Below are 13,689 nucleotides of genomic sequence, written 5' to 3'. Positions count from 1 at the left end.
GTGGCCGCGCTGTCAGACGCGGGCGCGGGTCAGCGCCAGCCCATCCCCCGCAGCACCCGCAGCCCGGTCGTCAGCGCGCCGGTCCACCGCGCCTGGTCCACGTCCGCCGGCCCCTGGATGGGCAGGAGCCGCTGGACCGCGACGTTCTGCTCCTCGGTGTACTTGCGGATGCCCTCGGCCCCGTGACGGCGCCCCAGCCCGGACTGCTTCATCCCGCCCATCGGGGCACCCGTCGCCGACCAGGCCGCGGCATACCCGTCGTTGACCCCGACGGTGCCCGCCTCGATGCGGCGGGCGAGGGCCTTGCCCCGGCGCACGTCGCGCGTCCACACCGAGGCGTTGAGCCCGAGGTCGGTGTCGTTGCACATCGCGATCGCCTCCCGCTCGTCCCGGGCGACGTAGACCGACACGACCGGGCCGAAGGTCTCGCCCCGGCCGCACAGCATCTCCTCGGTGACGCCGGTCAGGATCGTCGGCTCGTAGACATAGGGCCCGATCTCGGGACGGGCCCGCCCGCCGGTGAGGACCGTCGCGCCCTTGGCCCGGGCGTCGTCGACGTGCTTCACCACGGTGCGCAGCTGCTGCTCCCCCGCCAGCGAGCCCATGTCCCCGCCGTACGCGAGGTCGACCGACAGGCGCACCTGCCGGGTGAGCGCCACGAACCGGCGCAGGAACTCGTCGGCCACGGCCTGGTGCACGATGATCCGCTCCACCGAGATGCACAGCTGCCCGGCGCTGGCGAACGCCGCCTGCACCGCTCCCCGGGCCGCCCGCTCGACGTCGGCGTCGGCCGCGACGTACATCGGGTTCTTGCCGCCGAGCTCCAGCGAGCAGCCGACGAGCCGCTCGGCGCAGGTGCGCGCCACGGTCCGGCCGGTCGGGGTGGAGCCGGTGAAGCAGACGTAGTCCGTGGACTCCACCACGGCCTGCCCGGTCGTCGGCCCGTCCCCGAGCACCACCAGCAGCACGCCCTCGGGCAGCCCCGCCTCCTCGAGCAGCTGCACCGCGCGCAGGCAGGTCAGTGCGGCGCGGTTGTCGGGGCGCAGCACCACGGCGTTGCCGGCGAGCAGGGCCGGTATGGCGTCGGTGATCGACATCGACAGCGGGTAGTTCCAGGGGGCGACGACGCCCACGACGCCCTTGGGCCGACGGGCGGCCCGGGCCGTGGTCAGCACCGGCAGCCCGCCCTGCGCAGAGGTGCCGGCGAGGTAGCCGGCCGCGCGTCGCGCGTAGTGCCGGGACACCATCGCCACGTCGGCCAGCTCCTCGAAGGCGTGGAAACGGGTCTTGCCCGACTCCAGCTGCACCAGGTCCAGCAGCTCGCTCTGGTGGTCGAGCACCAGGTCGTGGAAGCGCAGGAAGATCCGGGCCCGCTCGCCGAGGCGGGTGCGCGCCCAGCGGCCCTGCGCGAGGTGGGCCGCGCGGACGGCGGCCTGCACGTCGGCGGGCGACGACTGCGGGACCCAGCCGAGGACCTCACCGGTGAGCGGCGTCGAGACGGGGTGGGCGGGCAGCGTCCCGTCGGTGACGACCGCCCGGGTCAGCCGGTCGATGGTGTGCTGGGTGACCGCGTGCCGGGGCGCGCCGCCCACGACCGGGTTGCCGGTGTCGCGCGTCGTCGTGTCCGTCGTCATGGGGGCGACCCTACCCGCGCGCCCGGTGAGCGGTGCCGGGACGGCGCGACCCGCGCCGGTAGGGTCGGCCCGTGACACGAGTGCTGCAGGCCACGGCCGTGATGACGGTGACCTACGCCGCCCTGCTCGCCCTCGGCGACACCGACTCGCGGCGGTGGCTCTACACCCTCGTCTCGCTGACGGCGTGGCTGGTCTTCGGCCTCGTCGCGCGGTGGTTCTGGCGGCGTTCTCGGCATACGCCTGACCGTCCGGCCCGTCCGCTGGCCCTCGTCGCCCTGGCCGCCACCGTCGTGCAGCTCCCCGGGATGGTCGCGGCCCCCGTCGCCTCCACCGACCTCAACCGCTACGTCTGGGACGGGCGGGTGCAGGCCAGCGGCGTCGACCCCTACCGCTATGTCCCCTTCGACGACCGCCTCGCTCACCTGCGCGACCCGATCCTGTTCCCCGGGCTGCGACCGGACGAGCCCTCGGGCATCACCACCGAGCCGCTGCCGGACGACCGCGAGGGGGTCCTGCGCGCCGCGCGCAACGACCCCCGCTCGCCGATCAGCCGGCCCCGCTTCCTGACGCCCTATCCCCCGGTCGCCGAGGCCTACTACACCGCCGTCTCGGCCGTGACGCCGTGGTCGTGGGGGTCCAAGGGCTTCCAGCTGGCGGGGGCCTGGCTGGCCGTGGCGACCGCCGTGCTGATCGCCCGCCACCTGCGCCGGGTCGGCCGGGACCCGCTGGAGGCGCTGGTCTGGGCCTGGTCGCCGATCGTGGTCCTCGAGGCGGGCAACGGCGGCCACGTCGACGTGCTCGTCGCCCTGCTCGTGGTGCTCGCCGTGGGGGCGGCGACCTCGCGGCGCCATCCCCTGCTCGTCGGGGCGCTGACGGGCCTGGCCGCCGGGGTCAAGCTCACCCCCTTCGCGATGCTCCCGGCCTTCACCCCCTGGCGGCGCACGGCCGTGGACGGGCAGGAGGTGCGAGGCGTATGGCGCGCCGTCCGACGCAGCCTCGTGGTCGGCCTCACCGCGATCGGCCTGGTGGCGCTCAGCTACCTGCCGCACTACCTCGTCGTGGGTCCGGCCATCACGGGCAGCCTGGACGGCTACCTCGCCGAGGAGGGCGGGGAGAACCGCGCCTCCCTGCTCACGCTCGTGCTCCCGCTGCCCGTGGCCAACGTCGTCGCCGTGCTGATCTGCCTCGGGGTCGCCGCCTGGGCGGTGCTCGGCCGCGGCGGCCGCGAGGACGAGCCGGCGCTGCCCGCACTGCACCTCTTCGGGGCGCTGTTGCTGACCACCACGCCCGTGCTCGCGTGGTATGCCCTGCCACTCGTCGCGCTCGCGGTGCTCACCGCCCGCTGGGAGTGGCTGGCGCTCGCGGTCGCGGGGGCTTGCGCGTACGGGGGTCACGGGGCGTACCCCGCGACCCCCGTCGCGTATGCCGCTGCGCTGCTGGTGATCTACTTCAGCTCGCGACGCCGAGCTTCTCGGCCGCAGCCAGCACCACGCACGCCGTGAGCACCCGCATCGCGCGGTCCAGCTCGTCGGTCGTGGGCATGGACGGTGCGATCCGGATGTTCTGGTCCTCGGGGTCCTTGCCGTAGGGGAAGGTCGCCCCCGCCGGGGTCAGCGCGACGCCCGCCTCCTTGGCCAGCGCGACCACGCGGGCGGCGGTGCCGGGCAGCACGTCCAGGCTCACGAAGTAGCCACCGGCCGGGTCCGTCCACGAGGCGATCCCCAGGCCACCGAGATCCTGCTCGAGCTGCCGGCGGACCGCGTCGAACTTGGGCTCGAGGATCTCCCGGTGCCGCTGCATGTGGGCGACGACGCCGTCGGTGGTCTTGAAGAAGCGCAGGTGCTGCAGCTGGCTGAGCTTGTTGGGCCCGATCGAGCGGAAGCCGTCACGCTCGACATACCACCGCACGTTGGCGGGGCTGGCCGCGAAGAAGGAGATGCCCGCCCCCGCGAAGGTCACCTTGGAGGTCGAGGCGAAGACGAAGGCCCGGTCCGCGTGGCCGGCAGCCGCGCAGGCGTCGAGGACCGAGTCCAGCCGGGCCTCCTCGGCGCGCAGGTGGTGGATGGCATAGGCGTTGTCCCAGTAGATCCGGAAGTCCGGTGCGGCCGTAGGCATCTCGGCGAGGCGGCGGACGGTCTGCGGGGAGTAGGTGACGCCCGTGGGGTTGGAGTACTTCGGCACGCACCAGATGCCCTTGATCGTCGCGTCCTCGGCCACGAGCCGCTCCACGACGTCCATGTCCGGGCCCTCGTCGGTCATCGGGACGGGCACCAGCTCGACCCCCAGCTCGCTCGCCACCGTGAAGTGCCGGTCGTAGCCGGGCACCGGCGCGAGGAAGCGCACGGTCTGCCCCAGCCAGGTCCCCTCGCCGCCGGGCGGGGTGTGGAAGAACGACGCGGCCAGGCACTGGTGCATCAGCGCCAGCGAGGAGTTGTCACGCACCACGAGCTGGTCGACCGGCACGTCGAGCAACGGCGCGAAGATCTCCCGCAGCTCCACGAGACCGATCGTCGGGCTGTAGTTGCGCAGGTCGCCCTCCGCCTCGGTCTTGTGGTCACCGGCCTTGAGGATGTCGAGCATCGACTCGGACAGGTCCAGCTGGGCCGCGCACGGCTTGCCGCGGGTGATGTCGAGCTTGGCGCCCGACTCCGTGGCCTCCTGGTGCACCCGCCGAGCCCCGTCCAGGGCCTCGCGGAGCTTCTGCTGGTCGACGGTCTGGGTGGTCACGGGGCACCTCCGGGGCGCAGGGGACGGTCGGCCTCTCGAGCCTAGCCGTCACGGCGCGTATGTCGGGCACCCCGCTCAGGGGATGACCGGCCGGCGTCCACCACCTGCCCTTGCTGCGCTCGCAGCTCACTGGGTGCACGTTCCCCGCCCCAGAACGTGCCTCGAGCGAGCTGCGAGCGCACGACGCGCAGGCGCGCGGAGTGCCCGCGCCCGGCGCGGGCGCACCAGGGGGTATGCCGGCGCGCCCCGCCCAGGTCTGACCTGGGCGGGGCGCGCCGGGTGCGGGGATCGGGCGGCTCAGCCCACGGCGTAGGGGCTGACCACGACCTCCACCCGCTGCAGCTCCTTGAGGTCGCTGTAGCCGGTGGTCGCCATGGCCCGGCGCAGCGCCCCGATGAGGTTGGTGGTGCCGTCCGCGGTGCGGGCGGGCCCGAAGAGCACCTCGGCCAGCGGGGCGTCCCCGCCGACCCGGACGCGCTCGCCACGCGGCAGCTCGCCGTGCCAGGCCTCGGCGCCCCAGTGGTAACCACCCCCGGGGGCGTCGGTCGCCCGGGCGAGCGCCGCCCCGATCATCACCGCGTCGGCGCCGCACGCCACGGCCTTGACGATGTCGCCGCTGCGCCCGACCGAGCCGTCGGCGATGACGTGGACATACCGCCCGCCGGACTCGTCGAGGTAGTCCCGGCGCGCCGCGGCCACGTCCGCCACCGCGGTCGCCATGGGCGCGTGGATGCCCAGGGCCTTGCGCGTGGTGCTGGCCGCGCCGCCGCCGAAGCCCACGAGCACGCCCGCGGCGCCGGTGCGCATCAGGTGCAGCGCCGCGGTGTAGGTCGCCGCCCCGCCCACGATGACGGGCACGTCGAGCTCGTAGATGAACCGCTTGAGGTTGAGCGGCTCCTGGCGGCCGGACACGTGCTCGGCGGACACCGTGGTGCCCCGGATGACGAAGAGGTCGCAGCCCGCTTCGACGACGGTGCGCCAGTGCTCCTGGGTGCGCTGCGGCGACAGTGCGCCGGCCACGGTGACGCCGGCGTCGCGGACCTGCTGGAGCCGGTCGCGGATCAGCTCGGGCTTGATGGGCTCGGCGTAGATCTCCTGCAGCCGCCGGGTCGCGTCGCCGCCCTCCAGCCGGAGGATCTCCGTGAGCTGGGGCCGCGGGTCGTCGTACCGGGTCCACAGACCCTCCAGGTCGAGCACCCCGAGTCCCCCGAGGCGGCCGAAGGCGATGGCCGACTCCGGCGACATCACGGAGTCCATCGGGGCGGCGACCACGGGGTGCTCGAAGTGGTAGGCGTCGATCTGCCAGGTCACCGACACCTCCTCGGGGTCACGGGTGCGCCGCGAGGGGACGATCGCGATGTCGTCGAAGGTGTAGGCCTGGCGGGCGCGCTTGCCGCGTCCGATCTCGATCTCGGTCACTGGGTTTCCTGGTGTGGGTGGGTGCCGCTCAGCGGCCGAAGTAGTTGGGGGCCTCGGCGGTCATCTGCACGTCGTGGGGGTGGGACTCCTTGAGCCCCGCCGCCGTGATGCGGACGAACCGCCCGCGCTGCTGGAGCTCGGGGACGGTGCGGGCGCCGACGTAGAACATCGACTGGCCGAGGCCACCGACGAGCTGGTGGACCACGGAGGAGACCGGCCCGCGATAGACCACCTGGCCCTCGATGCCCTCGGGGATGATCTTGTCGTCGCTGGTGACGTCGGCCTGGAAGTAGCGGTCCTTGGAGAAGGACTTCTTGCCGCGCGAGGCCATCGCCCCCAGGGACCCCATGCCGCGGTACTGCTTGAACTGCTTGCCGTTGACGAAGATCGTCTCGCCCGGGGACTCCTCGCACCCGGCGAGCAGCGACCCGACCATCACGGTGTCGGCGCCGGCGACGAGCGCCTTGGCGATGTCGCCGGAGTACTGCAGGCCGCCGTCGGCGATGACCGGGACACCGGCGGGCCGGCAGGCCTTGGCGGCCTCGTTGACCGCGGTGATCTGCGGGACGCCGACGCCGGCCACGACGCGCGTGGTGCAGATCGAGCCGGGTCCGACGCCCACCTTGACGGCGTCGGCACCCGCGTCGACGAGGGCCTGGGCACCGGAGCGGGTGGCCACGTTGCCCCCGATGACCTGGACGTGCCGGGTCGCGGGGTCGGACTTGAGCCGCGCGATCATCTCGAGCATCAGCCGGGCGTGGCCGTTGGCGACGTCGGGGACGAGCACGTCGACCCCGGCCTCGACCAGGGCCGTCGCCCGCTCCCAGGCATCACCGAAGTAGCCGATGGCACCCGCGACGAGGAGCCGGCCCTGGGCGTCCTTGCTCGCCATCGGGAACTGCTCGCCCTTGACGAAGTCCTTGACGGTGATCAGGCCCTTGAGCCGGCCCTGGTCGTCGACGAGTGGCAGTCGCTCGCGCTTGTGCTGGCGCAGCAGCAGGGTCGCGTCCTCGCGGGAGATGCCCTCGGGCGCGGTGATCAGCGGCATCGGCGTCATGACGTCGCGCACGAGGGTGCGCGACCACTCGGCGACGGGCGTGAAGCGCAGGTCGCGGTTGGTGCAGATGCCGAGCAGGTGGCCACCGTCGTCGACGACCGGCAGGCCGGACACGCGGTACTGCCCGCACACGCTGTCCAGGTCCTCCAGGGACGCGTCCGGGCCGATGGTCACGGGGTTGGTGATCGTACCGGTCTGCGTGCGCTTGACCAGGTCCACCTGGTAGGCCTGGTCCCGGATCGACAGGTTGCGGTGCAGCACGCCGATGCCGCCCTGACGCGCCATCGCGATGGCCATGCGCGACTCGGTGACGGTGTCCATCGCCGCGGAGATCAGCGGGATGCGCAGCTCGATCTCGCGGGTGAGGCGGGTGGTGGTGTCGACCTCGCTGGGGATCACGTCCGTCTCCCCGGGCAGGAGGAGCACGTCGTCGTAGGTCAGGCCGAGGGGGGCAAGCAGGTCCGGCACGGCGGGGGCGTCCTGGAGGCTCATTGCGCCAGTCTACCGAGCCGTCGAGGGCTTCCGGCCCGCTCCCGTGCCGTCCCCGGTCGTGCTGGACGAGGGGTATGCCGGTCAGCGAGCCGCAGCTCCGGGCGCCGACGCGGTGCGGGCGCCCACCGTCTGCCCGACGGCCGACCTGGTCGGCGCGCCCGGGGTCGGAGCTGCGGTCGTCGAGGGGCGCACGGGGCCGGTGGTGGGATGCCCGGTCGGGGACGGTCGGCCCGGATTGGTCGGCCGTGAGGTGGTCGGGCCGGTCGTGGGCGCAGGTGGCGCCGGGACGCTGGTCGGGTCCGTGGGGTGCGGGGTGGCCGTGGGCCGGTCGTGCCCGCGGTCGGTCGGCCGGGCCGACGGCCTGCTCGGGTTCGCGCCGTGGCTCGTCCCGGTGCCGGGCGCCGCCGGCGCGGCGGGGCGGGGCGCTGCGGCACCGGACGGCTGGACGCCGGTGTCCTGGGATCCACGGGGTGGTGCCAGGACGGCGGCGGACCGGTCGTCCTGGCTCGCCCCCGACGCACCACGGGCCGGGGAGGGTCCCCGGTCGGGACCCTCCCCGGGGTCGCCCTCGGAGGTGGGGGCGGGCAGCGCCCCGACGGCGGGTCCGTCGCCGGCGGTCACCGCGCGGCGGACCGCCGCCAGCAGGGCCCGGTCGGCGTCGTCGAGCAGGTCGGGGTCCTGGCCCACCTGGGCGTCGACCAGGGCCAGGACCGCCGCGGCACCGTCCTGGTCCCCGGCGAGGACGCGCTGCTGGGCGAGCACGAGTGCGCGTCGCACCGCGTGGCCGTCCCCGAGCGAGGAGGTGGGCAGGTCGGCGGTCGCGAGGACGGCGGGGTCGACCGGTCGCGGGGCGGCGATGCCCTGCTCGACGGCGCGGTGGGCCTTGGACATGAACCCGCCCAGCCCGCCCCCGGTGGCCGCGGCGGCGACCGCTCCGCCGCCGAGCACGACGGCGGCCACGCCGGCGGCGATCCCGGCGCGCGACACCAGCACCGTGCGCCGCGAGGGGGAGTAGACCTCCTCCGGGCGCAGGTCCGGCGGCAGGTCCTGGTCGAGCTCGTCCACCCACTCGCCCAGGAGCCGGGTCACGGGGTCGGCGGGCAGGGTGTCGTCCGACGCCCGCGCACCCAGGGCGTCGAGCAGCTCGTCGTCGGCCTGTATGGCGGACAGGTCCGGGTCGCCCGGCACGAGCGAGAGCGCGGGTCGGGGGCCCGTCGGCGGCACGGACATCAGGCGCCGCCCTCGGCGCGGGAGGAGCTCGCCCCCGCGAGGGCGCGCAGGCGGGCGAGGGCGCGGTGCTGGGCGACCCGCACGGCTCCGGCGGACATCCCCATGGCGGCGCCCACCTCGTCGGCGGTCATCCCCACCGCGACGCGCAAGGTGAGGATCTCCCGCTGGCTGGGGGTCAGCCGGTCGAGCAGCGCGGTGACGTGGGTGGAGCGCTCCGCCGCCAGGACCCCCGCCAGGGGATCGGCCTGCTCGTCGGGCCGGTCGGGCAGCTCGTCGGTCAGGACCGGGCCGCCGAGGGTGCCGCGCATGGTGTCGGCCACCTTGCGGGAGGCGATGCCGTAGACGAAGGCCTCGAAGGGAAGACCACGGTCCTCGTAGCGGGGCAGCGAGCGCAGCACGGCGACACACACCTCCTGTGCGGCGTCGTCGGCGGCCTGGATCCCTCCGGGCAGGCCGCCGAGGCGGGCACGGCAGTAGCGGAAGGCGATGCGTCGCACGTCGGTCAGCACCGCCTGCAGGGCGGCGGGCTCACCACCGGCCGCCGCCGACACCAGCTCGGCGGAGCGCAGGGTGCCACCCGAGGGTGACATCGGTGCCTGCTCGTCAGGCGTTACAGCCTCGGGCATCTCGTCCCCCCTCCCTGCCTCGGCAGCGCGACGCTGGCGGCGCATCGGTGCGCTCCGTTCCAGCGTAGTGGCAGCAGGCGGGGCCGACCATGCGTCCGCGTGAAGAGGTGCGGATCACCGTGTCGGCGCCGCTGGTCGGGGCGCGTCAGCTGATCAGGCCCGAGCGGTAGGCGATGGCGACGGCATGGGCGCGGTCGGAGGCGTCGAGCTTGCGGAACAGGCGCCGGGCGTGCGTCTTGATGGTGTCCTCGGTGAGATAGAGCTCGGCGCCGATCTCGGCGTTGCTCTGACCCTGGCTCATGCCCCGAAGGACCTCGAGCTCGCGGGCGGTCAGGGTGGCGGGGGCTCCGGCCAGGGGTCCACCGCGGTGCGCTCGCGGCATGGCCTCGCCGATGAACGGCGCGAGCGCCACGGCGAGTTCCTCCCTGGTGGAGTCCTTCATCACGTAGCCCTTGGCGCCATAGCTCAGCGCCCGGGCGACCCCGTCGATGTCCTCGGCCAGGGTCATCATCATGACCTGCGCGTTGGGACGCAGCGCCAGGAGGCGCTTGACGGCGTCGAGCCCACCCATGCCCGGCATGCGCAGGTCCGTCAGGGTCAGGGTGGGCTGCTCGGTCGCGTACTTCGCCAGCAGCTCCTCCCCCGAGGAGGCACCACACACCCGGGTGACCCCGGGCAGCGAGCCGATGCGCCGCATCATGACCTCACGAGTGAGCGGCGCGTCGTCGCACACCATGACGACTGTCATCTACTGCCTCCGGTTGGGTTAACGTCAACTACCAAGAGTTATCTTGGCTTACCGCTGCGTCAAATTCAGCCATTTCCGGATGATGACGCACCTCCCCCCCGAGGGTGAGGTTACCCGCAGGTCTGAGTGGCGTCCGCCATATGGCACATCTGGGCCCAAACCGCCCACCGGTGACACGTTATGGCACGGAGTGTGACCAGAAACACCGCGAACGGCGGGGCGACCTGCCTGGCGGCCCGCCCCGCCGCGATCCGCCGACCGCGCCCGCCCGGACCGGTCTCAGGGCTGCTCGGGGGGCGGACAGCTCGCCGCCTCGATCGCGCGGACCAGGTCCGTCATGCCGCCGGAGTGCCCGGCCCACCGGACCCAGCCCTCGCCCCAGTGCAGCTGCTCGCCGACGCCGGCCACCTGACGCAGCCGACCAGCGAGCTGCGCCGCGACCTGGTCGTCGGGGACCTGGAGCACCAGGACCCCCGCCGGTGCCCCCGAGACCGCACGGACCGCCGTGGCGGCGCCGGAACCCAGCCCCAGCACGGAGGCGTGGATCGACCGCTCGGCCAGGGCGGCCAGGAGCAGCGCCTCCGCCGCCGGGTCCTGATGACCCGGGAGCGAGCAGAGATAGACCGGGACGAGGTTGCGCGGGGCGCGGCCGAGGCGGACGTCACCCACGGCGCCCACGACCGCCGTGCACAGGAGGGCGTCGCCGCGCGCCTGCGCCTCGCGATGCAGTCGCCACAGCGCGGCCCGCGCCGGCAGTACCCGCTCGTCCCACGTGCGCGCCGCGCCGAGGTCGCGCAGGGCGATCCGGAGCAGGGAGATGGTGCCGCGGGCGTCGGCGTTGCCCAGGGTCCCGAGCAGGGTCTTGACGACCGGGGCCACGTCACCGACGCAGGCGCGCTCCTGCGTCGGCCGCCGGTCCGAGCGCAGGGCTGCAGCAGGGCTCAGCTCCACGACGGGGTGGCCGATGCCAGGGGTGGCCGCCAGCTCGTCGAGGGTCGCGGTCATGGCCCGGGTCGCGGCGTCCCGGGACGTCATGCCGGACTGGGTGAGGGAGCGCATGTACCGCAGGCGCGCGACATCGGTCTCGGAGTACCGCCGATGCAGACCCGAGCGGTGACCGGACGGCTCGAGCCCGTAGCGGCGGGCCCACGTGCGCAGGGTCGACGGCGCCACCCCGACGAGCCGGGCCACCACCGCCACCGTCAGGCTTCCTGCCCCCCCAGGCCGCTGGGGCCCCTCACTGGTCACACCCATCGCCTCCCGCGTCCCGTTCCCGACCGGACCGGAGCCGGTCGTCCCCCGAGCAAAGCGCCCCGACGCGATTCGCGCCAGCGGTAGCCCCCAGGACCACTCGGACGCTCATAATGTCACTGTGCGACATCACATTTGACATGGCGTAGCGATTTTTATGCATGGAAGGTGCCCAAGAGGTAAACGCCAGGAGATCTGTTCCACAACCCCTTGTCTACGACCACTCACGCTGGGTACGGTCATCGCGACAGACCGACACGCCGATGCCGATGTCACGTCAGCAGCTCATCGGGGAGCAGTGTGCCCGTGAGTATGCCCGGGCACTCATCCATATGCGATCGATGATCGCTGGGTGACTGGCCGGGCGCCAGCCGTGACTCCACCGGCCGACCTCTGACGAGGAGCTCTCGATGGCCGAGATCAGCCGACTGCCCGGACCCGTCGCAGACCAGTGGGACTGGCAGCTGCAGGGCTCCTGCCGCCGGGAGAACCCGGACGTGTTCTTCCACCCCGAGGGGGAGCGCGGTCCCGCGCGCCGCAACCGGGACGGCGCCGCCAAGGCGGTCTGCATCGCCTGTCCGGTCCTGGAGCAGTGCCGTGAGCACGCCCTGCGGGTGCGCGAGCCGTACGGCGTGTGGGGCGGGATGACCGAGGACGAGCGCGAGTCGTACTACGCCAGCAGCACCAGCGCCATCGCCTGACGGCCCGTGCGGGGCGGTCCTGGCGCCGTGGCCGCAGGACCGCCCCGCTCGCGGCAGCCCACCCATCAGGGCTGCCCGGCGCGAGGCGCAACAGCGCGCCAGGAGGCGCCCACCCCCGCGGGGGTGGGCGCCTCCTTCCGTCCAACGTCCTGGTGCTCAGGACCGGCGGGACAGGCTCAGTGGCCGTGCCCGTGACCGTGACCGCCGGCGGGGGCCGGGGCCTCCTCCTCGGGCTTCTCCACGACCAGGGTGTCGGTCGTCAGCACCATGGAGGCGATGGACGCGGCGTTGCGCAGGGCGGAGCGGGTCACCTTGACCGGGTCGATGACGCCGGCCGCGACGAGGTCGACGTACTCCCCCGTGGCGGCGTCCAGGCCCGTTCCCGGCTCCAGGTCGCCGACCTTGGAGACGGCGACATAGCCCTCGAGCCCGGCGTTCTCGGCGATCCAGCGCAGCGGCTCGGCCGCGGCCTTGCGCACGATGGCGGCGCCGGTGGCCTCGTCGCCCTCGAGCTGCAGCTCGTCGAGCACCCGCACGGCGTGGACGAGGGCGGACCCGCCGCCGGCGACGATGCCCTCCTCGATGGCCGCGCGGGTCGCGGAGATCGCGTCCTCGATGCGGTGCTTCTTCTCCTTGAGCTCGACCTCGGTGTGCGCACCCACCTTGATCACGCAGACGCCGCCGGCGAGCTTGGCGAGACGCTCCTGGAGCTTCTCACGGTCCCAGTCGGAGTCGGTGCGGCCGATCTCGGCCTTGATCTCGGCGACGCGACCCTCGACCGCGCTCTGGTCGCCGGAGCCGTCGATGATCGTGGTGTCGTCCTTGGAGACGACGACGCGGCGGGCCTGGCCCAGGACGTCCAGCCCGACCTGGTCGAGCTTGAGACCGACCTCCTCGGCCACGACCTGGCCGCCGGTGAGGATGGCGATGTCGGCGAGCATGGCCTTGCGGCGGTCGCCGAAGCCGGGAGCCTTGACGGCCACGACGTTGAAGGTGCCGCGGATCTTGTTGACCACCAGGGTCGACAGCGCCTCGCCGTCGACGTCCTCGGCGATGATCAGCAGCGGCTTGCCGGCCTGGACGACCTTCTCCAGGAGGGGCAGCACGTCCGCGATCGCCGAGATCTTGCCCTGGTTGACCAGGACGTAGGCGTCCTCGAGGACGGCCTCCATGCGCTCCGGGTCGGACACGAAGTACGGCGAGATGTAGCCCTTGTCGAACTGCATGCCCTCGGTGAACTCCAGCTCGGTGCTGGCGGTCGAGGACTCCTCGACCGTGATGACGCCGTCCTTGCCGACCTTGTCGAAGGCCTCGGCGATGAGCTCGCCGATCTCCTGGGACTGGGCGGACAGGGAGGCGACGGCCGCGACCTCGTCCTTGCCGGAGACCTCGCGGGCGTTGGCGAGCAGGCGCTCGGACACGGCGTCGACGGCCTTGTCCATGCCACGCTTCACGCCGGCCGGAGCCGCACCCGCGGCGACGTTGCGCAGACCCTCCTTGACCATGGCCTGCGCCAGGACGGTCGCGGTGGTGGTGCCGTCACCGGCGATGTCGTTGGTCTTGGTGGCGACCTCCTTGGCGAGCTGGGCGCCGAGGTTCTCGTAGGGGTCCTCCAGCTCGACCTCACGGGCGATGGTGACACCGTCGTTGGTGATCGTGGGGGCGCCCCACTTCTTGTCGATGACGACGTTGCGGCCCTTGGGACCGAGCGTCACCTTGACGGCGTTGGCGAGGGCGTCGACGCCACGCTCCAGGGACTTGCGGGCGGCGTCGTTGAACTCGAGCGTCTTGGCCATGAGATTCC

Annotated in this window: 11 protein-coding genes; 2 read left to right on the top strand and 9 right to left on the bottom strand. The window is 73.4% G+C overall.

Annotated features, from left to right (window positions below):
* Positions 1 to 29: 29 nt before the first annotated feature.
* The gene (locus ACK2IS_RS04710) at positions 30 to 1,634 is read right to left on the bottom strand and encodes a succinic semialdehyde dehydrogenase (protein ID WP_409484992.1); all 1,605 of its coding nucleotides are present in this window, start codon (positions 1,632 to 1,634) and stop codon (positions 30 to 32) included.
* A 71-nt stretch (positions 1,635 to 1,705) separates the two neighbouring features.
* On the opposite strand from ACK2IS_RS04710, the gene ACK2IS_RS04705 reads away from it, so the two are divergent.
* Positions 1,706 to 3,136 (top strand): glycosyltransferase 87 family protein, encoded by a 1,431-nt coding sequence (locus tag ACK2IS_RS04705; RefSeq protein WP_409484991.1) that lies wholly within the window; start codon positions 1,706 to 1,708, stop codon positions 3,134 to 3,136.
* On the opposite strand, the gene ACK2IS_RS04700 is transcribed toward ACK2IS_RS04705, so the two are convergent.
* The 7 genes from ACK2IS_RS04700 to ACK2IS_RS04670 form a co-directional block, all read right to left on the bottom strand.
* On the bottom strand, positions 3,084 to 4,361 hold the full coding sequence (locus ACK2IS_RS04700; RefSeq protein WP_409484990.1) for an aminotransferase class I/II-fold pyridoxal phosphate-dependent enzyme: 1,278 nt from the start codon (positions 4,359 to 4,361) through the stop codon (positions 3,084 to 3,086). The two genes, ACK2IS_RS04705 and ACK2IS_RS04700, sit on opposite strands and share 53 nt — an antisense overlap.
* Positions 4,362 to 4,658: 297 nt before the next feature.
* Positions 4,659 to 5,780 (bottom strand): GuaB3 family IMP dehydrogenase-related protein, encoded by a 1,122-nt coding sequence (locus ACK2IS_RS04695; RefSeq protein ID WP_409484989.1) that lies wholly within the window; start codon positions 5,778 to 5,780, stop codon positions 4,659 to 4,661.
* 28 nt (positions 5,781 to 5,808) lie between these two features.
* A complete protein-coding gene (gene guaB, locus ACK2IS_RS04690) occupies positions 5,809 to 7,329 on the bottom strand; it encodes an IMP dehydrogenase (RefSeq protein ID WP_409484988.1) in 1,521 nt (506 codons plus the stop codon).
* Between the two features lie 81 nt (positions 7,330 to 7,410).
* Entirely contained in the window at positions 7,411 to 8,559 is a 1,149-nt protein-coding gene (locus ACK2IS_RS04685; RefSeq protein ID WP_409484987.1) for a hypothetical protein, read from the bottom strand.
* The gene (gene shbA / locus ACK2IS_RS04680) at positions 8,559 to 9,149 is read right to left on the bottom strand and encodes an RNA polymerase sigma factor ShbA (RefSeq protein ID WP_409484986.1); all 591 of its coding nucleotides are present in this window, start codon (positions 9,147 to 9,149) and stop codon (positions 8,559 to 8,561) included. The genes ACK2IS_RS04685 and shbA overlap by 1 nt, the downstream gene beginning before the upstream one ends.
* A 181-nt stretch (positions 9,150 to 9,330) precedes the next feature.
* A complete protein-coding gene (locus tag ACK2IS_RS04675; protein ID WP_241451203.1) occupies positions 9,331 to 9,933 on the bottom strand; it encodes a response regulator in 603 nt (200 codons plus the stop codon).
* Positions 9,934 to 10,212: 279 nt separating this feature from the next.
* Positions 10,213 to 11,181: a MerR family transcriptional regulator gene (locus tag ACK2IS_RS04670; protein ID WP_409484985.1), complete on the bottom strand. Its 969-nt coding sequence runs from the start codon at positions 11,179 to 11,181 to the stop codon at positions 10,213 to 10,215.
* 413 nt (positions 11,182 to 11,594) lie between these two features.
* On the opposite strand from ACK2IS_RS04670, the gene ACK2IS_RS04665 reads away from it, so the two are divergent.
* Positions 11,595 to 11,885, top strand: a complete 291-nt coding sequence (locus ACK2IS_RS04665) for a WhiB family transcriptional regulator (RefSeq protein ID WP_409484984.1) — start codon at positions 11,595 to 11,597, stop codon at positions 11,883 to 11,885.
* Between the two features lie 176 nt (positions 11,886 to 12,061).
* On the opposite strand, the gene groL is transcribed toward ACK2IS_RS04665, so the two are convergent.
* On the bottom strand, positions 12,062 to 13,681 hold the full coding sequence (gene groL / locus ACK2IS_RS04660; RefSeq protein WP_409484983.1) for a chaperonin GroEL: 1,620 nt from the start codon (positions 13,679 to 13,681) through the stop codon (positions 12,062 to 12,064).
* Positions 13,682 to 13,689: the final 8 nt, after the last annotated feature.

Source organism: Arsenicicoccus dermatophilus (assembly GCF_046267915.1).
Taxonomy (GTDB): domain Bacteria; phylum Actinomycetota; class Actinomycetes; order Actinomycetales; family Dermatophilaceae; genus Arsenicicoccus; species Arsenicicoccus dermatophilus_A.
Note: the sequence above shows the minus strand (reverse complement) of the source record. Positions and strands in the feature narration are given on the sequence as shown.